Raw genomic sequence first — 18,712 nt, forward strand, 5'->3', positions numbered from 1 at the left:
TGCGTTGCGGCTTGCCTAAGGGCACAAGAATGGCCGGCGGTTAGGCCGGCCATTCTGCGTTCTCCTCGGCAAAGGAAACTTATGGGTTCAGCGTAGCTGAACGCTCTTCGTCGGGTCCTGCAGCCGGTGGGAGCGTCGTTGTTCCCTGGGGGCGCGGCACCTGGTGGGCGCGGACGTGGGGTGCGTTAATCGGCGGTCCGTCGCTGGTGAGTGGCTGCTGTGGTTCGCCCCGGGCGGCGGACCGCCCGACTTCTGGAAGGTTCCTGGCCTTCCTGCGGCGATTGGGCTGGGCCCGTGCCGGGCGGGGTTTGGGATCCGCCGCCCGGCACAGAAGCCATGGTCTATCCGGCTGTCTCGGTCTTGTCGCCGCTGTCGATGATGATCTGCTCGGTCTCGGATGCGGTGTATCCCCATGAAACGAGTTGGTTCAGGTAGTCCCGGTGGGTTTGGCTCGGTGAGCGCCACGAGTCTTTCTGGATGGTCTTTTCGTACCCGGCGCAGATCAGGGCAATCAGTGCGACCTCCGGCCGTGCGGTCGTTTTGGCGACGTGGTCCCTGAGCGGGTTCCACGCCCACTGGTTGGATTCTTCGATCTTCGCCCCGGCCATTTCGGCGGCCACCTTGCCCTCGTAGCCGCTGGCGGTTTCTGGGTGGTGGGTGATCGCGTGTGCGGTGAAGTACTGCCAGCCCTTGGGGGCCTGCTTCTTTGCCAGCAGGTTTTTGACCCATTCGCGGCGGACGGTTGTAGCGGACTGCATCAGCTTGTTGTTCTCGATCAGGGTCTTCCGTTCGGCCTTCTGTTCCTCGGTCATGGGGCCTTTCGGGGACGAAGAGGTGCCGTAGCCGCCGTAGTAGCGGAGCGTGAAGCCCAGGTCTTTCCAGCCGGTCACGACGGGAACGGCGGAGTGCTCGCCGCGGTAGCCGGTCTCGATGTAAACGGCGTTGCCGTCCTCGTCGGTGGCCGGTTCCCCATCTGCCCTCTTCAGGGACGTGACGCGGAGCGTTTCGCTGTCCTCCCCGTACCCGCATTCGGGAACCACGATGGTTCCGGCGGCTTCCAGCTCGGCGGTGAGTGCGGCCAGCGCGGCGGCGCGGTCGCGCTTGTCGCGCAGCTGCTGGGTGACGTGCAGGAGCATGTCGGGTTCGTCCATGATGACCGATTCCAGTTCTGCCGTCGCGTCCTCGTCCGCCTCAAATTCGACGAGAATCAGGGCTGCTTCGATCGTGTATCCCTTGCCCAGGGCGGCGGCTCCCGTCTCGGTGGACTTGGCTTTGAGGGCACTCTCGACGGTGGTCTTGGTCCGCCCGGTCTTCTTGGCGATCGCGGCGGCCGAGACGCCGATCAGGGACAGCTGGTGGTAGGCGTCGGCCTCGTCGGCTTCAGTGAGTTCGGCGCGCTGGATGTTCTCCACTACCTGCGTCACGATGCGTTCGGCTTCCTCGGGGGACTCGACGATCATCACCGGGATCAGAGGCCGAGCCGCTTCGACGGCGGCGCGGGTGCGGCGCTGGCCCATCAGGACGTGCACGGTTCCGTCGTCCCTGCGGTGGGCAATCACGGGTTCCATCACGCCGTGTTCCTTGATGCTGGCGACGAAATCAGCGGTCAGGGCGGCATCCTTGCGGACGTTGACATCCACGGTCAGGGTTGCCGGGTCGAGCATTTCAAGCGTGGGTGTTGCATTCATTGGTGTTGCTCCTTCTTGCCGAGAAGTTGGGTGGGTGGGGCGACCAATGGTGACCGGCCAGCTCCCCTCTCCCCCCCGTTGTTTTTGGCTGCTGGCGAAGCTTGCGGAGCTGTGACCGTGCAGGCCCGTCTACCCGCAGGGCAAGACCCGGGAAATCTTCGAAAGGAAATAAGCGACGAAGGAGCGCCGGAGAAGACTTCCCGGGCCGCAGGCGCCGAAGGAACGAAGGGGCTAGAGGGGCCGGAACGGGCACGTACAATCCGAAGGACAGCAGCCAAAAACGTCGTAGACACACACGGTGCAGGGGGTCCGGAGCTCTGCGACGGCGCCCCCTGCACCCAACAGCCGGCCGCGCCAGCGGACGCCCCTCAACTGGTACGTGACGACGCGCACGGCGTTGACGTCCTCATCGGTGGCCGGTTCAGCGAGGACACCCGGACGTTCTCACTGTCGTTGGATGCGCTGCCTACACGCGTATCCCTGCACCGTCGGGCCTGTCGCCAGATGACTTCTGGCCCGAGATCTTGCACCACCCCGTACAGTGAAGTCATGTTGCACTCAGCCCGGCAAGGCTCCGGTAGGCCTCTCCTCCTGATCCATGGGCTCGGTTCCAGTATTGATAACTGGAACCCGATAATCCCGACGCTGGCCGCTGAACGCGATGTCATCGCCGTCGACCTCCCCGGTTGCGGCGAATCCGCGCCGCTGACCGGCGAAACCACCATTGCCACGCTGACCGATGCCGTCGAAGCCTTTATCCGCGACGAGGAACTGGGTGACATTGATCTGGTAGGCAGCTCCATGGGCGCCCGGATGGCAATGGAGATGGCACGGCGAGGGCACGCCGGCACCACGATTGCACTGGACCCTGGTGGCTTCTGGAATGACCGCCAGGCAGCGATCTTTGGGGCAAGCATCAAGGCCTCCGTCGCACTGGTGCGCCGTATCCAACCGGCACTCCCCTTCCTTACGGGCAACCCCGTGGGCCGCACGGCCCTGTTGGCTCAGTTCTCCGCCCACCCCTGGAAGCTGCCGCAGGATCTGGTCCTGCATGAACTTCGCGGGTTCAAGACGTCAACCAGTCTGGACCCGGCCCTCAACGCGCTGATTCACGGCCCCCGCCAGGAAGGCGCACCGGCCGGTTCACTCAAGGGCAAAGTGGTAATCGGATGGGGGCGGAAGGACAAGGTCACCGCTCCCAGTGAGGCGGCGCGTGCCACGGAGCTGTTCCCGGATGCAACGCTCCACTGGTTCGAAAACTGCGGTCACTTCCCGCACTGGGACCAACCAACGGAAGCGGCGCGCCTGATCCTCGATAGCACCGGCTGAGCTGCGGCTGAGCGCCGGGGCGGAGCCATTACGTTGAGTTCGCTTCAGAAAGGCGGAACCTGCGACGGCTGAGGATGATGCCCCAGTCTCGGGAGGCATCGACGTCGCCGTTCCCGAATTGGGGACCCGGCTTCACCTGGACCGCCGCCGCCAGGGTGTGTCTTCCAAATAGGGTGCTCCAGACGGCGACGGCGTGCAGGACGGTCGCAGAGCAGTCGGTGAGGGCCAGGGATCTCTTCTAAGAAGATTCAAGAAAGTTGGCATAATCGGATCTTCGCAATGCCCCTCATCGCTGCTCTAATCAGCGGATCATCAATTTGACGCCCATAGGAGCATCGTCGTAGAAACACAGGTTCAGGGGGTCCGGAGCTCTGCGACGGCGCGCCCTGGACCCAACAGCCGGCCGCGCCAGCGGACGCCCATCAACTGGTTGAAGCGCAGCGGAAACCAGGGCGAGCCCAGCGAGCCTGCCCTTGCCCCTGAGTAGGGTTAGGGAATGAGCAATCCGGCTCCACGCCCTGGCCACACAGGTGAAGTCAGGCGCGCAAGCGCATGGATGTCACCGAGAACCTGCCGGGTCCTGGCTGTGGTGTTCACTGTCGCTGCGCTCGGATCGGTGGTGCTGGTGGTCGTGGATCTGGCTGTCGGCCGGCCTGTTGCCGGTGACCTCTTTATCGTTTTCCTCAACGGCCTCGCGGCCGTGATCCTGTGGATGCTTGCGCGGCGGACATGACGAAGGGCCGGCACGTTAAATGTGCCAGCCCTTCGCGGTTTTTCCTCGGCAAAAGGAAATCTATCGGTGCAGCGTCGGTGCTGCTTGCGGTTACAGCTCGTAGTGTCGCTGGTCTTTCCTGGGCCGGTCCACCGGGCCGGTGGCTGGGCCTGCTGTGAGCAGGGCCAGTTCCAGGATGTCTTCAAGGGAGCTCGCGTCCGGGGCAACGGTATCGTCCTCGGTCATGCGGAATTGATCTGCCATGCTCGGGACTCCTTGGCTGTGCGGGGATGAGGCTCCCTTTCACAGTATCGGCAGTTCCTGCGCGCGGGCTGGAAGTGGCGCCGCCCGCGCAGCGTTTACGCGGCCGGCGGAGCGAAGCGGGGGAGGCCGCCGCGTACCTGGGGATCCCTGATGAGGGCCGGACCCCTTTTGTCGTGGAGTCCGGCCCGGTGTTTAGGTTAGCGCTTCAGGCGGCGGTCATAGGCCTTTTTCGGATCCCGGGTGCAGTCCGCGATGAGGCCCCGGTTGACCAGTTCGCCCAGCAGCTCGGCCAGCCGGTACCCGTCCACGTCCTCCAGTGCGAGCTTGAAGTACCGGGCGGCGAAGCTGGACCGTCCTTTGAGCCATTCCAGCCAGCCGATCAGGCACAGCATCGGTGCGCGCTGGCCTTCAGGTGTGGTCTTCATCAGCTCGAAGGCGACTTCCTGGGCGGTGTCCACGCGGGCCCAGTCCGGTCGGCTCAGGAACACACCGAGCATGATGGAGGTGAACTGCTCCGGGGTGTGGGGGACGATGTCACTCATCATGTAGTCCCGGATGGTGGGGTGCTGCAGGGCTCCTGCCAGCTGGTGCGCGGTGTGGGTGGTCAGGCTCTTGGGGTCGTCCAGCACCTTGGCCCACGCTGCGCGGCTTTCTTCGAGGTCTTCGGGCCAGCCGTCCGGCTTGTGCGCGGCGATAGCCTCCCGGGCCGTCTCGTCACCGGTGAACGGTGCGGGGGCGGTAAATCCGGTGACGGCGCTCCCCCGGTAGATCAGGGCGGCGTTGCCGTTGCTCGTGGTGATGGTGTCCAGCGACTGGGCAGGGCAGCAGCTGCTGTCGGTGCAGTGGTAATTCCGCCATAGTTCGGAGGTCATCAGCCATGCGTCCTGCAGCGGCATTTCTGCGGTTTCCAGTTCGCTGCGCAGTGCCTCCACGTGTCCGGCGTAGGGGCGGCCGCCGTCGCGGGTCGTCTCGTCGGTGTAGATGACCAGCAGGCTGCCGGTGGCGGCCTCGTCGGCGGTCAGGTAGCTGACGATGGTCTGGGCGTAACCAACCGGGTCTTGCCCGAAGGGGGCATCCACGCGCAGGGTCGCGCCGAGCTGCTTGCCCTGCATAGTCATGGCGACGAAGGACTCTGTCGGGGTCTCGCCCAGCGTGTGCGGGATGAAGGCCAGGATGTCGGCCGGGCCGGTGAATTTGATGAAGTCATTCATAGTGTTGCTCCTTCTTGCCGAGAAGTTGGGTGGGTGGGGCGACCAATGGTGACCGGCCAGCTCCCCTCTCCCCCCCGTTGTTTTTGGCTGCTGGCGAAGCTTGCGGAGCTGTGACCGTGCAGGCCCGTCTACCCGCAGGGCAAGACCCGGGAAATCTTCGAAAGGAAATAAGCGACGAAGGAGCGCCGGAGAAGACTTCCCGGGCCGCAGGCGCCGAAGGAACGAAGGGGCTAGAGGGGCCGGAACGGGCACGTACAATCCGAAGGACAGCAGCCAAAAACGTCGTAGACACACACGGTGCAGGGGGTCCGGAGCTCTGCGACGGCGCCCCCTGGACCCAACAGCCGGCCGCGCCAGCGGACGCCCAACAACCCGGTTGAAGCGCAGCGGAAACCAGGGCGAGCCCCGCGAGCCTGCCCTTCCACTCCCCTGCCCAGGGACAACCCAACGGCACCACAGCCCATGGCTTGCCGCCGGCGGCCGCCAACCGTGCACCTGGTTACTGCGGGATTGGCGGTCCGCCGCCGGCGACCACCAACAAAGGCCGGCCACGACGGCGGACCGCCCGCGGTGACCGACCCCGAAAGACCGGCCACCCTTCGGCCCTATTCGCGGCGGTCGTGCAGCGGGACGGCTCCGTAGTGTCCGGCTGCGCGGCGGAACCGTGAGTCACTGCTGAAGATGAACGTGCCGCCGAACATGTACCACGGTGCGGGTTCACCTTCCGGTGTGACCGGCTCGGCGTGGATCACGCTTTCGCGGTGGAAGTGCTCGTTTTTGACGAGCCGGACGGCGGGCCGTTCCTCGGTGGCCTCGAAAACCGGGTCTATGCCCTCGCCAATGACGGTTACTTCCATGACGCGGGCGGAGATGCCCCGGTTCGAGAAGTCCGTGCCCAGGGCGTCGCGGTAGACCAGGGCGGTGATGCCCTTGGGGGCGGTGGTGTCGTTGCTCATGTGCTGGCTCCTTTGAAGTCGTGGGGGCTGTACTGCCCGGCTCCCGGCCGGGCAGTACAGCCGTTGTCAGTGCTGGTTAGGCGGCGTCCCGCACGGCAAAGGGCATCCGGTACCGGCTGGGCAGTTCTGCGGCGGCCTCGGGCAGGTCTGCCGGGCCTTGGGCCTGCCCGTTCTTCCAGTGGTAGAACGCCTGCTCGGTGATCGCGTCCCACAGGCGGGCCTTGGTCCGGTAGTAGGTGCAGGTCACGTCACCCTCGCAATAGGTGGCGATGCCGAACAGGTTGCCGATGCTGTCAGCGGTGCGGGTCACGGCGACCATGACATAGGGCCACTGCCCCAGGTCCCAGCCGTCACAGCCCCAGCTGGAGAGCACGGCCCAGCCGTGCTCCTCGATCAGTTCCATCCAGTCGTAGCCGCCGTTCATGTGGTAATCACCCAGCACGGTCACGCCGTCGATGGTTTCCTCCGTGTCCGCGAGGGTCACGGTCTTTTTGCTTACTGCGCTCATGTGGTGTTGCTCCTTCTTGCCGAGAAGTTGGGTGGGTGGGGCGGCTCAGGTGACCGGCCAGCTCCCCTCTCCCCCCGTTGTTTTTGGCTGCTGGCGAAGCTTTGCGGAGCTGTGCACGTGCAGGCCCGTCTACCCGGAGGGCAAGACCCGGGAAATCTTCGAAAGGAAATAAGCGACGAAGGAGCGCCGGAGAAGACTTTCCGGGGCGCAGGCCCCGGAGGAACGGAGGGGCTAGAGGGGCCGGAACGGGCACGTACAATCCGAAGGACAGCAGCCAAAAACGTCGTAGACACACACGGTGCAGGGGGTCCGGAGCCCTGCGACGGTGCGCCCTGGACCTAACAGCCGGCCGCGCCAGCGGACGCCCAACAAACTGGTTGAAGCGCAGCGGAAACCAGGGCGTCCCCAACAAGGCGCTTTGCTCCCCGCGCCTGGCTTTAGGCGGGCAGTGCCGAGAGGCGGACCCACGGACTGTGGCCCGCCTCTCGCCCGTTTTATGTTTCCTGGTCCTTCCGGGTCTTGGCGGTGGCGCGGTAGGCGGTGATGGAAGCGCCAAGTGCCGCCAGGGAGAGCACGAAGTTGATGATGGTCAGTGGCTCCATGATGGTTTCCTTATCGTTGAACTGGACTTAGTCTGGGAAGGAGCCGGTGGCCGCAGCCTTGCGGTTACGACCACCGGGTTCGTAGCTACACCTACTTCCTTGCTTTACGCTTACGCTTCCGAGTTGCCGCTCGGGAGCGTTTGCTCGTTAAGAGCGCGTTCCGCGTGGAGAGCAGAGCGATGACAGCTGTCATCAGGCTCACGACCGCTGTCGCGAGCTTGATCGCTTCGTCGATGCTCATGTAGCCACCTCCTTCCTGCCCCGCCGTGCGAGGCCCCCGCTGTCGCAGCCGGTCGAGGGTGGGCCGTCAACCCCGAAGAGTGCGCGGGGAAGCCCGCGAAATAAGGGAGCCCTGGCGACCGCGTGGGATTGTCCGTGTACGTGGGTTGATGGGTCGGGCCCCCGGCCGGCTACGATGAGCGGCCTTGTACGGAGAACAACCCAGCCAGATGTAAGGGAAAAACAAGCATTTACAGGCCGGAGCGCAGCGAAGGACCGTCTCCTGGGTGCAGCGCAGCGGAGACCAGAGCTCTTGGCCTCCGGGTTATGCCCATTGGCGGGCAGGTGGAGCCCTCCGCACAGCTCAAAGCTGGGCGGTTTCTAACGAACGTCGCAACAGGTCGTCTCTTGAACCTAGCAGTCCGGCGAGCACTTCGAAGACCAGTTCGACTGGCTTGCCACTTCCGGAGATCGAAGGTCTTGCTAACTGCGGACCCCGCTAGTTAGTACGAGCCCTTCTTCGTTATCCACACGCGGACGTCACAGGTCCGGGCTGTGCTGTCACAGCGTCAGTCTCCGCTGATGTGTTCTGAGGTCTTTGGATCCTGAATGCCTAGGCCGATGATGCGCGTCTTGGTCCAATTGGCCAGCAGCTGCAGTCGGTCGTCGGATGGCGATCCGGCTTCCGCGGAGAAGACGAGCATTTGGAGGTTGTGGTCTGCGATGAGGTCCAGTCCAAGGTAGGTCAGATCCAGGTCTCCGACGACGGGGTGGTGAACACTTTTTAGGCCTGTGCGGTGCTCGCGGACGTCGTGCGCTCCCCAGAGTTTGCGGAAGAGGTCGCTGCGGGTTGAGAGTTCACCAATCAAGTCGCTCAGTTGCCGGTCGTAGGGTGAACGCCCAGCTTCAACGCGAAGAAGGGCGACGATCTGGCGGCAGTTGGCTTCCCAGTCCTGGTAGAAGGATTGGGCGCGGCCGTCAAGAAAGACGAAGCGAGCGGCGTTAACGGACTTCGGTGAGTCCTCAAACATCTCTGAGAACAGTGCCCGACCCAGCTGGTTGGTGGCCACGGCGTCCAAGCGACCGTTCTGTACGAACACAGGAACGGTCGACATCGCATCAATGGTCTGCTGGAGAGCGGGATTGACCTTGGAGTTGCGTGCCGGGCGTCGGCGTTGTGGATGTGCGCCTGCATTGGCGGTCTTGACGAGGTCGTAGAGATGCTTGTGCTCGGCCTCGTCCAGTTGGAGGGCGCGGCTGACCCCATCAATCACCGACTCCGAAACACCTTTGGCGTTGCCGCGTTCGAGACGTTTGTAGTACTCAACGCTCATGCCGGCCAGGAGAGCGACTTCTTCGCGCCGTAGCCCTGGAACGCGGCGGCGTCCGCCATAGTCAGGCAGGCCTACTCGTTGCAGGTCGAGTTTGGCCCGACGCGTGACGAGGAACTTGCTGAGGTCGTTCTGGTTCTCCATGGAGTTGAAGGTACCGCACCTCGTGGCCTCTATAGGGTCTCTGTCAGGGAACCCATAGGTGGGGTCTCGTTAGCCTCGGCGATGCCCTGTTGACTTGAATCAGCAGCCGCCCCGACCGGGCCGGCTAAGACCTGAGAGAGGCATCATTATGAGCAACGTTTGGTTCATCACAGGAGCTGCCCGCGGCATGGGAGTCGACCTGGCCAAAGCCGCACTCGACGCCGGCCACCGTGTGGTCGGCACCGCCCGCGACGCCGCCAAAGTCACCGCCGCTCTTGGCGAACACGAGAACCTTCTCGCCCTATCCCTGGATATCACCGACGCGGCGGCCTCCGCTGCCGCAGCGGAGGCCGCCGTCGAACGCTTTGGCAGCGTTGACGTTCTGGTCAACAACGCCGGAAACTTCTACGCCGGCTACTTCGAAGAAATCAGCGACGAGCAGTTCCGGGCGCAGATGGAAACCAACTTCTTCGGCCCGCTGAACGTCACACGTGCGATCCTGCCGGTGATGCGCAAGCAGCGCAGTGGCCACGTCATCACCATCACCTCTGCCGCCGGGATCATCGGCCAGGAGTTCTGCGCCGCCTACGCGGCCTCAAAGTTCGCTCTTGAAGGGTGGATGGAATCTCTCCAGTACGACGTCCAGCCCTACGGCATACACACCACCATCGTCGAGCCCGGCTTCTTCCGCACCGAACTCCTCGTCGAGGGCGCTTCCTCCATCTGGCCCGAACTGTCCATCGATGACTACGCCGAGCGCACCACCCAGACCATCGCTGCGTGGAAGAGCATGAACGGCCAGCAGGGTGGAGACCCTGCCAAGCTCGGCGCCGCTCTCGTCACGATCGCCGACCTGGAGACCCCTCCCTTGCGGTTCGTCGCCGGAGCAGACGTCGTCGCCGGAGTCGAGCACAAGGCTCAGCAGCTCCTCGACCAGGTCGCGGCCCACCGCGACCTGTCCTCCGCCATGGCCCTCGAAAACGCTTAGGAAATCATGAAAAAATCACTGGCTCTGATCTCCTTGGCGGCTACGGCCGCGATCGCCCTCGCAGGATGCTCCGCACCTGCAGCCGAGACCACCACCGCATCTCCGACCACCACGGCTATCGCGGCCACACCCTCCGCCACCACCGATTCCCCGGCTCCAACCGAAGCATCCACGGACGGGACCCCAATCACCATCACCGCCGGTGACGTCGTGGTGACCGCGACCCTCAACGACAGCCAAGTCGCCCAAGACTTCGCAGCTACGCTCCCCGTGACGTTGCCCTGGTTCCGCAATGCCGGCATCGAGTACATCACCGAGCTCCCCGCCCCGATGACAGAAACGGGTCCGTTCTACACCGACGTGCAGCCCGGAGACATCGTCTACTACAACCCGCTCGACAGCATCACCATCATCTACGAGGAGACCAGCTCAGTCCCTACACTCACGAAAATGGGTGAAATCACCTCAGACCTGAGCGTTTTCGAAAGCCTCCCCAACGACGTGGACATGCGCATCGAGCGTAGGTAGATCCCCATGCCTTAGACGCAGGCAGCAACCGGACCAGAGTCGGGCACGTAGCCATGCGAGGGAACGCCCAGCAATGGACCGGTTGCTGCTGCCTGTTGGAGCCTGAAACAGGCCTCGGCGCTGGACCAATCCAAGACGGCCCTGGGTCGGCTATTGATCTCATCGACGGCTAAATGGATCGCCGTTGACCCTACAGCGCTCAGGTCCTGCCCTTTTCGGAAGTACTGGCGTAATAGTCCGTTGGCGTTCTCGTTTGAGGCGCGTTGCCATGGGCTGGCTGGATCACAGAAGTACACAAGCGTTCCCAACGCTGATGTGACCCCGGCGTGCTTAGCCATCTCCGAACCCCGATCCCAAGTCAACGTCCTACGCATGCAGGCCGGCAACACCCCGAGAGCTTCAATGAGCTGGTCCCGCGTATTCTCTGAGCGATTGCCTGGCCGGAGCGCGAACGCGATCAGAAAGCGCGAGGTCCGCTCAACCAACGTGACAATGGCAGATCTATTTGCCTTGCCCATGATGAGATCTCCTTCCCAATGACCAGCCTCTTCTCGCTTGGCAACGTGGGCTGGGCGGTCTCCGATCTTGAGGGCGTCCGCGATGTACTGGCGTGGCTTCACCTTGGTCCGCGCCCGTGGTTGACGACTGAACTTCCCCGAACGCAGCAACCGAGCAGGGCCTGACGGGACAGGACGAATGCTCAGCTGGTAAAGCGCGCGGCAAATCGTCTCGTGTACCAAATGCCGGTGTGCTTCGCCCGGAAACCGAGACTTCAGTGACTGGCAAACCTGCTGTGGACTCCATCTTTTCGACAGGCACGCCACAACGTAACGGCGCAGCTCCTCGTCCTTGGTCAGCTTAGTTAGGCGAGGTCTTGGACGTCGTTTCTGCGCCAGCTTCTGAGCGCGGAATGGATGATAACGCCTGGAATCCGGCCTGTTCCGGGCTAGCTCCCTGCTGATGGCCGATGGTGAACGCCCGAGCTTCCGGGCTATGGAACGCAGGCTTGCCCGAGCCAGCAACTGGTCGGCAATGTAGATGCGTTCGTCTTCTGACAAGTAGCGGCTGGATACGGCCGCCGCAGGAATTGCCTTACGTGGCCGCGGATCCAAACCTTGCTGCACGAGTCCTTGAACGCCGTTGCGTCCGTTCAACCAACGAAGGCCTGTGTTGGGGTTGATCCCAAGAATCCTGCACGCTGCCCGGTTGGAGAGCCCATCTTTCATGAGCTGAACATACAAGGGCCGCTTCTCAATCAAGCCCGGAGGCCCCATTTTCCTCGACTGGCGCGTCGAACTACGCATGAATCAACACCACTTTCAGTAGGTGTTGCGACGTTCGTTAGAAACCGCCCTGTCCCCACTGGGTATAACCCGGGGCCTCGTTGTCGTACCTCTCCCTCATGATGGGAGCCGGCGGCCACCCCCATGGCCGCCGTTCTTTGGCGTGTCTATTCGAATATATGTTCTAAGGTTGTGCTATGTCCTCCGAGAGTTTTGCGGCCGCGCTGCAGGCGCAGTACGCACGGCGGGCCGGCCCAATCGGGTTGACCGTGGAAGAGCTCGATTTCGAGCACTTCCCGGTCAAGAACGGATATCCGGGGATCCCGGTCAAGGCGTGGATCCGGTTCCCGAATTGCGCGGAGCTGGTGGACGGCGAGGTCTTTGCCTGGACAGCGAGGGCGGCCGAAGTGACGTGGAAGGACGGGCCGGTCACGTACCGGACTTGGGTGTGGAGTTCGGCGGTCACCCGCCGGGAGGAAATGATGAACAGGAATTTGGGAGAGCGGACCCGTGGCAAGAACAGCAAGTGATAAACCCCTGGACGTCCCGGTGCAGGTCCGGTTTACCGCCAAAGGCATTCCCCTAGCCGTCAGATATGACGACCGGATCTGGGCCGTGGCTGCCGAACCAGTGCGCTGGTTTACGCGGTCGGACTGGTGGAACACCGCTAAACGGGCACCGGTTGGCTGCGGTGACCTGGTGAGCGTCGAACACTGGCAGGTCCAGGTCCGTCTGACGTCCACTACGGCGCTGCGTACCTTCGAGCTACGCCGCGACCCGCTATCAGAACAGTGGCTGCTGGCTGCCATCACGGACGCTGGGGCTGCGGCCGCCTAAGCCGGGATTGATGGCCCTGAGCGTGATGTGTCCTGGTGCACCCTTCTCAGGGGTGCTTTTCCTTAAGCGCCGTCCGCCACGGCAGCGAAGACTCGATCCCTGACCTGCTTCCATGCCCTTATGTAGTCACGGTCTGGTACCGCGATCCTAACGACGGGAGGCAGGCCAGCTGCAGGAAGGGATAAATCTTTCAGCGCATCGTAGAACGCGCGTTGACGCCCCCTACTCTTTGGCCCGAACGTCGCCGTTTTCTTTGTTCCCCATGCCTTGTCCGCCTTGACGCGGTGCTGTTCGCACAGATCGCGGTAATCTTCCAGGTCAAACCCCAGAGGGGCTCCACTTGGATAGCTTTCGAAGGACAGCAGTCGGTGGGAGGTGAAGTGTTGGAGTTCATCGACCTCAATAATCACCCCCGATTCCTCATGCATCAGGTCGGCACGGGGTCGAACGACCCGTTGGGCCAAGCGCATTGCATCCAGGTCAGCACCTAGGGCAATAGCAATTGTCATCACGTCTTCGTAGACGTTTGCCGTCTTACCACTGAGCCCGTAGGGCCCTTTGGTTCCGACCCACTCAAAACTGATGCCCGGAGATAGGAAGAGGCCTTCTTTCGCGGCTTCCACTGCAATCCCGACCTCACACTCACAGGGCACGGTAACTCCTAGTACTTGCCAGCGTGCTCCAGGTACAGCGCTTCAGGCCTCGCCTCGCGGTACGCTTCCACCACTGTCTGCACCGCCTTATCCTTCAGGTTCAGCGAGTAGAACACGTCATTGATCTTAATGATCGATTCGATGCGCTGGTACTCGTCACCGTGATCTTTTGCGTACTTGGCGAGACCCCGCAGCTTCGGAATCGAATCGCTCAGACTCTGGGCGTGCGGGTCAAGGATGGAAGCCACCACGCCATCGTCGGTCTGGTGGAAGAAAACGAAGTCAGGCGTCAAGCCGCGGTGCCGACCGTTCATCGTGTAAGGAACCGTCAGTGCACCAGAACCGGTCGAAGGGTTCCGGTACCAGCCCAGGCAGTTGTCGTCCTGCAGCTCGGTGTCGAGGACGTGGATCTCCCACTCATTCAGCTTTACCGGGTAGTCACCCGTCGGGCTGGACAGCAAGTGCTTCGGCCAGACAACTTCGGCGACCGGAAACGGCTTGTTCTCCACCAGTGAGATCACCGTAGGCTCTGGTTCGGTGGCTTCCGACCGAACCTCGTCGATCTGCGCCTTCAGGAGTGCCGGCGCCTTGTTAATCTGCGTCTGGTATTCCTTGAACCACTCAACAATTGTGGCGTTCGCGACCTGCTCCAGCTTCTCTTTGACGCCCGGCTGGTGTGCCACGACTGCCACGGACATCATCATCGTGAAGGTGTCGCCGTCGGCTTCATAGCGCTCGTTCAGATAGGCGTTAGCCATTGTGCGGCCGATGCGCCGTTCCGCCTGGGCGAAGAGCTGTTCAACACCCTTGCTGTCAATCTCGACTTCTTCAAGCTGCTCAATTTCGAGCACGGCGTTACCGTCGAAGAGCGTCGTGACTTCGTTCTCGATGAAGAAGTGGGCCAGTTTGTCGGCCTGCTCCTGGAACTTCTCGCTGGCGTCCAGTTGCAGCCGTGTCTCCCTGAGGACCTGGAGCAGCCGCTCGTTGGCGATCTTCGAGGCCCCTTGGAGAATGGCGTTCTTGCCTCCGCCGGTGAGCAAGGTGGCGAAGTTCTTCAATCGATCAACCTGGGTCCGATACTGAACGCCGGGGATGACGTACGAAGGCAATTCGAGCAGCTGCTCGAACACATTGGGGTCGATCAGCGGGTTTCGGCCGAGCCGAACGTTTTCCTGGGTGATGACGCTGACGCCGGTCGGACCGGGTCCGTCGGTGAGCTCCTGCTCTTCGACGATGATCAGCTCTTCTTCGGGCGCAGGCACCTCCGCGAGCTCCGCACGTGGCGTGGAGGGCTGCTCTGCCTCGTCTTCAAATAGCTTGGCATCATCCTGCTGGGCTTCGCGTCGACGGATCAACTCGTCATGCAGCCCAGTGTTGAAGGTTGTGGCACGCTTGGCCAAGGTACTGCCGGCCAACGTCATCTGCGTCGATGGGACGGCCGGGACGAGCTCCGGCAGGGTGTCCTTATCCATCGTCTCTGGGTGCACCCATTCCTGACGGAAGCTGTCGTCACCCAGCTTGAGCCGGTCGGCAATCTTTTTCACGCCGGCCTTGTTGAACCGGGGCAGGAAGCAGTGGACGTAGTTAAGGGCTTCATTGTGCTCGACGCGCCGGGCCAGCGGCGTACGAATCATACGGCCGATGATCTGCGTGATGGCGTCTTCTTCTTCGACCACCCGGTATGACAGCAGCACCTCGGCGCGGGGGCAGTCCCAGCCGGTGGTAATGGCCTGCTTGCAGAGCACAACGCGGATGTCGAGGTCATCTTGTATGTCCTCGGGGTTCGAGTAGGGAATGGCATAGGCACCGACCTTGAGGACGTTGTGCTCGCCAAAGGTGTGGCAAATGTTGTGCGTCTTCAGGGCCGGCCAAGACTCCAGAATCACTCTGATGATCGCGGACAACTCGTCATTGGAAGGCGTGTTACCCACCTGAATAACCAGGGCCGGCAAGACTTGGGGCTCGTTATTTTGGGCTGAATACGTCGCCCAATCCTGCTCGTACCGCCGAACGGTGGCCACGGCGTGGCGAAGCAATGCGGACTCGTTGAAATTGGCGGCAATCTGCTGCGGCGAGGCCAACACCAGTCCGTCCTTTAGGAGGCCTGACGCCTGCACCTGGTCAACCCCGATGCGAGTGGCGCGGACGCGACGCTTCATCGTGTCCATCGCCTTCTCGAAGCGCTTGGGTGTAGCCGTGATGCCTACGATGACAGGCGCCGGCGGTCGGCCAGTCTTCGCTCCGCCGATGATGCGCGAAACGATGGTGTCGCGGGATCGCTCCGTCTTCATGCCGACGTGCGCCTCGTCGATCATGATGACCAGCTTGTCGGGCCGCATGTCGATGGTGTTAGTCAAGGTCGACCAGAACGAATACTCGCGCAGGTCTCCCCCGCCTTCTTTGGACAGCCGAGCACTTGAGTTGAGCTTCTGGACGTTTAGGAAGTAAACCTTGCCTGGGTCAAGTACCTTCTGGTCAAAGCTGGGCTCGATGATTTCAATCGTGCCGTGCGAAATCTTGTCCGAGGCGGTAAGAAACTTCCGTGCTGTCTGTTCATTCAGCGAAGGATCGTCTGAAATCCAGAGAAACGTCCAATCCGGGTTTGGAGCGAAGTCTTCGGCGCCAAAGAGAGCGGCTTCAATGACGGCCGAGGCAATTACCGTTTTACCCGAGCCTGTGGGAGCGGTGAGTTGCACCGCAGTGACACGTTCGCCTTTGGTTTCCACGTACCTTTCCAAGGCGTCACTTATGTCTTCGAGTACGTCACGTTTGGCAACGGCCTGGTAACCGCGCAGCTTGAATTTCATTTAGGTGCTTAGCCTTGCCTGGTGTTGATCTCGAACGACTGCAGGTAGTCCGAGTAGAGCCTAACGGAGTCGATACCCTGATCAATCTGCACGTTGATTGCTTCGAACTCGGCTTGCGAGTCAGTGACAATGAAAACGCAACGGACATCATCGCGCGCATTGATGGCGTCGACGAATGGCTCCCATTGGTCGATGTCGGTTAGCACACCGTAGAAGCCCTTCTTGGGCAGCGCCCACCCGTCTGCGGGAAGACTATCGACTCGCTCGCCCTCTGCCCCTGCCCGCATCCATAGGATCGGTGCGATCGCTTCGAACTTTCGGCCGAGACGGACAAGTTGATTGTCCTCGTAGGTGAGTTTGAAGTACTCCACGTTTTCCGGAAAACCGCTGGAAAGTGGCCTGTCATCGATAAAGTCCGTAATCATCGTCTTGCCGTCACAGCTGCTGTCGTCACAGACGCATTTCTTTTCCACCTGCGCGTAGGTCTTGTACTGTCCCTTGGCGTGGGCTCCAGATGGTACGCGGCCTGTTACGGCGGCTTCGATCCTCGGCTTTGTGATGTATTCGAAGATCCCAAGCTTTTCCCATTCGGGATCACCTGGTTCCATGCCCTTCTTCTTGAGATCGTCTGCCTCTTCCGCTGAAACCTCGTTATTAGTGACTACAACGCTCCGCCGCCGGCCGTCGTCTCGTGCGTTCAGTCTCATAACTGCGTGTGCAGTTGTGCCGGATCCTCCAAAGAAGTCGAGGATCAAGGCATTGGGCTTGTCCATCACGAAAAAACTAAGAGCATCTTCGACTGCATAGAGGGACTTTGGAAACGGGAAAGACCGGCCCGGCAGAAGGTTTTTCAGTAGGTCACTGCCGCCCGTTCGGGCATTATGCGACTCCCGGTTCCAAACGGTTTTGGGCCGCTCCATCTTCAGCTCAGGGTTATACGTCAGTTTTAGAGAGCCGTCGGGCGCCTTGCCCGTCACGAGGATTTCACCTGTTTTGATCTGTTCAAGCTTGCCGGCGGCAAGATAGTAGATGGCGCATGACTTGGAGGACTTATTCAAACGACCAAGTTTCACGGTGCCGTTCTCTAATGCGGCACGGAAACCGGCGGAGCCCAGCTGCCAACGCCCCTCGCTGCCGTCTTTCCGTATCGGCCACACGGTGACGCACCCTGGCATATCTGCTACTTCATCTCGCGATGTCCCGAGCGGGATGTACTCGCCGACATGTTTAACTTTGTTCGTTGCAACATCCACGAAGATTGGGTAGAAGCTCCGTTCGCGATCCTGGCGTCGGGCATTGGAACCACTTCTTCGTAGGAAATCCCAGTCGACAGCATCAGACTTACGTTCGAAAAGCATGTCATCTGGTCCCTTAATGACGCCTGCATCACCTACAAGCACGAAGAACAGGTACTCATCCACCCGTGAAAAAGTATCCGCCCGTGCGCTCCCCTGGGGTGCGATGACGCTTGTGACCATCTGAATGTTGCATCCACGAAAAATGTCCTCAAGGAGGAGACCTGCCCGTAGATACTCTTTTTCGTCGATAGTGAAGATGAGGACAGAGTTCTTCGGGTTCAGGAGCCGCTTGGCAAGGCGCAGCCGCTTCTCGATGAAAGAGAGCCACTTGGAGTGGCGGTACTGATCCTTGCTGTCAACGTAATCGTTGTTGTACTTCCAGTCCTTGCTGCCTGTGTTGTACGGAGGATCAAGGTAAATTGCGTCGACTTTGCCCTCGTAGGGGTACAGAAGCATCTCGGCCGCATGGAAGTTTTCCGCGTTAATGACCGCATGGAACGGCTTGTCGCCACCGTTCAACGTTGATCCGACGCTTTGCAGTCCGGGATAGATAGCGTCTCCGAACTCTCGGATAACAACAAGCTCATTTACCTGGGCAGTAATACGCTCCCCGGAATCGCCCGTTCGCACCAGTGTGGCAACACCCTCGGTCAGCCGAAGAACAGTCCAGATGCCAGGCGTTGAACCGTCTTTGAATACCACCTTGCCGCCGCGAGCGACTTCGAAGCCTGGTAATTGCACCGTCTCAGGACGATGTTCCTCGAACACTAAACCAAAGCTGGCTTTTGCTGTGAGGCGACTGACTTGGCTTTGGATTTCGCTCTTGAGCTTCTCGTCAGGGATCATCGCGATCAGCGTGTCGAGGTGTGCCACCATACTCCTTGAATCTCGGGCCGACGCTGCCCCGTTAGGCCCGCGCGGGCGTACCTGACTTTACCCGCCGCTGCCGGCCCGTTCGGCCGCGGACTCGTTCGACGCGCTCCAAAATTGACACAGGGTGGCCAGCAGTTGGCGACCTGCATTTTTTCCCCAAGATTTTCAGGGCAGGGCTCCATCTCGGTCGCTCGAATCTACGCTGGTGGCATGACCGAGTCTGGAATTGAATCTACCGAGCCCTACTGGCTGATGAGGATGCGTCAGGCCGCTAAACAGCGGCCAAGGACTCGTTTCGTCAAGATTCGTTGGCTTGAGCTGCAATACCTGCTTCGAGAGCGGGATGCCCTCTGGCTTGCCGCCGGTCCAGCCGTGCGGGAACGGCTTCTAAAGCTGCGCGAGACCGATGACTACACGTACCTATCCCTTCAAGAGATTGGCACTCTACAGGCGACTCAGGACCAGGACCCAGACGGGTAAC

17 protein-coding genes are annotated in these 18,712 nt (G+C 61.5%); 7 read left to right on the forward strand and 10 right to left on the reverse strand.

Annotated features, from left to right (window positions below; translation table 11 throughout):
* Positions 1-341: 341 nt before the first annotated feature.
* On the reverse strand, positions 342-1,688 hold the full coding sequence (locus PV772_RS15720) for a ParB/RepB/Spo0J family partition protein (protein ID WP_347886733.1): 1,347 nt from the start codon (positions 1,686-1,688) through the stop codon (positions 342-344).
* A gap of 549 nt (positions 1,689-2,237) precedes the next feature.
* Here PV772_RS15720 and PV772_RS15725 point away from each other — a divergent pair.
* Both PV772_RS15725 and PV772_RS15730 read left to right on the forward strand, forming a co-directional pair.
* On the forward strand, positions 2,238-3,017 hold the full coding sequence (locus PV772_RS15725; protein ID WP_347886734.1) for an alpha/beta fold hydrolase: 780 nt from the start codon (positions 2,238-2,240) through the stop codon (positions 3,015-3,017).
* Positions 3,018-3,573: 556 nt separating this feature from the next.
* Positions 3,574-3,750, forward strand: a complete 177-nt coding sequence (locus PV772_RS15730) for a hypothetical protein (protein ID WP_347886735.1) — start codon at positions 3,574-3,576, stop codon at positions 3,748-3,750.
* 90 nt (positions 3,751-3,840) lie between these two features.
* Here PV772_RS15730 and PV772_RS15735 read toward each other — a convergent pair whose 3' ends face one another.
* The 6 genes from PV772_RS15735 to PV772_RS15760 all read right to left on the reverse strand — a co-directional run bounded on the left by PV772_RS15735 (position 3,841) and on the right by PV772_RS15760 (position 8,964).
* On the reverse strand, positions 3,841-3,993 hold the full coding sequence (locus PV772_RS15735; protein WP_347886736.1) for a hypothetical protein: 153 nt from the start codon (positions 3,991-3,993) through the stop codon (positions 3,841-3,843).
* A gap of 197 nt (positions 3,994-4,190) precedes the next feature.
* The gene (locus PV772_RS15740) at positions 4,191-5,204 is read right to left on the reverse strand and encodes a DUF4192 domain-containing protein (RefSeq protein ID WP_347886737.1); all 1,014 of its coding nucleotides are present in this window, start codon (positions 5,202-5,204) and stop codon (positions 4,191-4,193) included.
* Positions 5,205-5,809: 605 nt separating this feature from the next.
* Positions 5,810-6,160 carry a hypothetical protein gene (locus PV772_RS15745; protein WP_347886738.1) on the reverse strand — a complete coding sequence of 117 codons (351 nt, stop codon included), beginning with the start codon at positions 6,158-6,160 and terminating at the stop codon, positions 5,810-5,812.
* Positions 6,161-6,236: 76 nt separating this feature from the next.
* Complete coding sequence (locus PV772_RS15750) at positions 6,237-6,668, reverse strand: hypothetical protein (protein WP_347886739.1); 432 nt, start codon at positions 6,666-6,668, stop codon at positions 6,237-6,239.
* Positions 6,669-7,361: 693 nt separating this feature from the next.
* On the reverse strand, positions 7,362-7,511 hold the full coding sequence (locus PV772_RS15755; RefSeq protein WP_165838024.1) for a hypothetical protein: 150 nt from the start codon (positions 7,509-7,511) through the stop codon (positions 7,362-7,364).
* Positions 7,512-8,058: 547 nt separating this feature from the next.
* Positions 8,059-8,964, reverse strand: a complete 906-nt coding sequence (locus PV772_RS15760; protein WP_347886740.1) for a helix-turn-helix transcriptional regulator — start codon at positions 8,962-8,964, stop codon at positions 8,059-8,061.
* A 148-nt stretch (positions 8,965-9,112) separates the two neighbouring features.
* Between PV772_RS15760 and PV772_RS15765 the strand changes: the two genes are divergently transcribed.
* The 4 genes from PV772_RS15765 (at position 9,113) to PV772_RS15780 (ending at position 12,600) form a co-directional block, all read left to right on the forward strand.
* The gene (locus PV772_RS15765; protein WP_347886741.1) at positions 9,113-9,952 is read left to right on the forward strand and encodes an SDR family oxidoreductase; all 840 of its coding nucleotides are present in this window, start codon (positions 9,113-9,115) and stop codon (positions 9,950-9,952) included.
* A 6-nt stretch (positions 9,953-9,958) separates the two neighbouring features.
* Positions 9,959-10,480, forward strand: a complete 522-nt coding sequence (locus PV772_RS15770; protein ID WP_347886742.1) for a cyclophilin-like fold protein — start codon at positions 9,959-9,961, stop codon at positions 10,478-10,480.
* 1,480 nt (positions 10,481-11,960) lie between these two features.
* Positions 11,961-12,293: a hypothetical protein gene (locus tag PV772_RS15775; protein WP_347886743.1), complete on the forward strand. Its 333-nt coding sequence runs from the start codon at positions 11,961-11,963 to the stop codon at positions 12,291-12,293.
* The gene (locus PV772_RS15780) at positions 12,274-12,600 is read left to right on the forward strand and encodes a hypothetical protein (RefSeq protein WP_347886744.1); all 327 of its coding nucleotides are present in this window, start codon (positions 12,274-12,276) and stop codon (positions 12,598-12,600) included. Before PV772_RS15775 ends, PV772_RS15780 begins: the two co-directional genes overlap by 20 nt.
* A gap of 62 nt (positions 12,601-12,662) precedes the next feature.
* Here PV772_RS15780 and PV772_RS15785 read toward each other — a convergent pair whose 3' ends face one another.
* From PV772_RS15785 to PV772_RS15795, 3 genes are read right to left on the reverse strand one after another with little or no spacing between them, the layout of a single operon-like run.
* On the reverse strand, positions 12,663-13,223 hold the full coding sequence (locus PV772_RS15785; protein WP_347886745.1) for a hypothetical protein: 561 nt from the start codon (positions 13,221-13,223) through the stop codon (positions 12,663-12,665).
* Positions 13,224-13,261: 38 nt separating this feature from the next.
* A complete protein-coding gene (locus tag PV772_RS15790; protein ID WP_347886746.1) occupies positions 13,262-16,060 on the reverse strand; it encodes a DEAD/DEAH box helicase family protein in 2,799 nt (932 codons plus the stop codon).
* A gap of 8 nt (positions 16,061-16,068) precedes the next feature.
* Positions 16,069-18,231, reverse strand: a complete 2,163-nt coding sequence (locus PV772_RS15795) for a DNA methyltransferase (RefSeq protein ID WP_347886747.1) — start codon at positions 18,229-18,231, stop codon at positions 16,069-16,071.
* A 210-nt stretch (positions 18,232-18,441) separates the two neighbouring features.
* On the opposite strand from PV772_RS15795, the gene PV772_RS15800 reads away from it, so the two are divergent.
* Positions 18,442-18,711 carry a hypothetical protein gene (locus PV772_RS15800; protein ID WP_347886748.1) on the forward strand — a complete coding sequence of 90 codons (270 nt, stop codon included), beginning with the start codon at positions 18,442-18,444 and terminating at the stop codon, positions 18,709-18,711.
* Position 18,712: the final 1 nt, after the last annotated feature.

It is taken from the genome of Pseudarthrobacter sp. CC12, assembly GCF_039907755.1.
In the GTDB taxonomy this organism is placed as follows: Bacteria; Actinomycetota; Actinomycetes; order Actinomycetales; family Micrococcaceae; genus Arthrobacter; species Arthrobacter niigatensis.

Coding starts and splice junctions, on each gene's coding strand:
- PV772_RS15755 (WP_165838024.1), bottom strand. CDS start 7,511: ATGAGCATCGACGAAGCGATCAAGCTCGCGACAGCGGTCGTGAGCCTG.
- PV772_RS15800 (WP_347886748.1), top strand. CDS start 18,442: ATGACCGAGTCTGGAATTGAATCTACCGAGCCCTACTGGCTGATGAGG.
- PV772_RS15720 (WP_347886733.1), bottom strand. CDS start 1,688: ATGAATGCAACACCCACGCTTGAAATGCTCGACCCGGCAACCCTGACC.
- PV772_RS15725 (WP_347886734.1), top strand. CDS start 2,238: ATGTTGCACTCAGCCCGGCAAGGCTCCGGTAGGCCTCTCCTCCTGATC.
- PV772_RS15740 (WP_347886737.1), bottom strand. CDS start 5,204: ATGAATGACTTCATCAAATTCACCGGCCCGGCCGACATCCTGGCCTTC.
- PV772_RS15750 (WP_347886739.1), bottom strand. CDS start 6,668: ATGAGCGCAGTAAGCAAAAAGACCGTGACCCTCGCGGACACGGAGGAA.
- PV772_RS15775 (WP_347886743.1), top strand. CDS start 11,961: ATGTCCTCCGAGAGTTTTGCGGCCGCGCTGCAGGCGCAGTACGCACGG.
- PV772_RS15790 (WP_347886746.1), bottom strand. CDS start 16,060: ATGAAATTCAAGCTGCGCGGTTACCAGGCCGTTGCCAAACGTGACGTA.
- PV772_RS15745 (WP_347886738.1), bottom strand. CDS start 6,160: ATGAGCAACGACACCACCGCCCCCAAGGGCATCACCGCCCTGGTCTAC.
- PV772_RS15760 (WP_347886740.1), bottom strand. CDS start 8,964: ATGGAGAACCAGAACGACCTCAGCAAGTTCCTCGTCACGCGTCGGGCC.
- PV772_RS15765 (WP_347886741.1), top strand. CDS start 9,113: ATGAGCAACGTTTGGTTCATCACAGGAGCTGCCCGCGGCATGGGAGTC.
- PV772_RS15735 (WP_347886736.1), bottom strand. CDS start 3,993: ATGGCAGATCAATTCCGCATGACCGAGGACGATACCGTTGCCCCGGAC.
- PV772_RS15770 (WP_347886742.1), top strand. CDS start 9,959: ATGAAAAAATCACTGGCTCTGATCTCCTTGGCGGCTACGGCCGCGATC.
- PV772_RS15730 (WP_347886735.1), top strand. CDS start 3,574: ATGTCACCGAGAACCTGCCGGGTCCTGGCTGTGGTGTTCACTGTCGCT.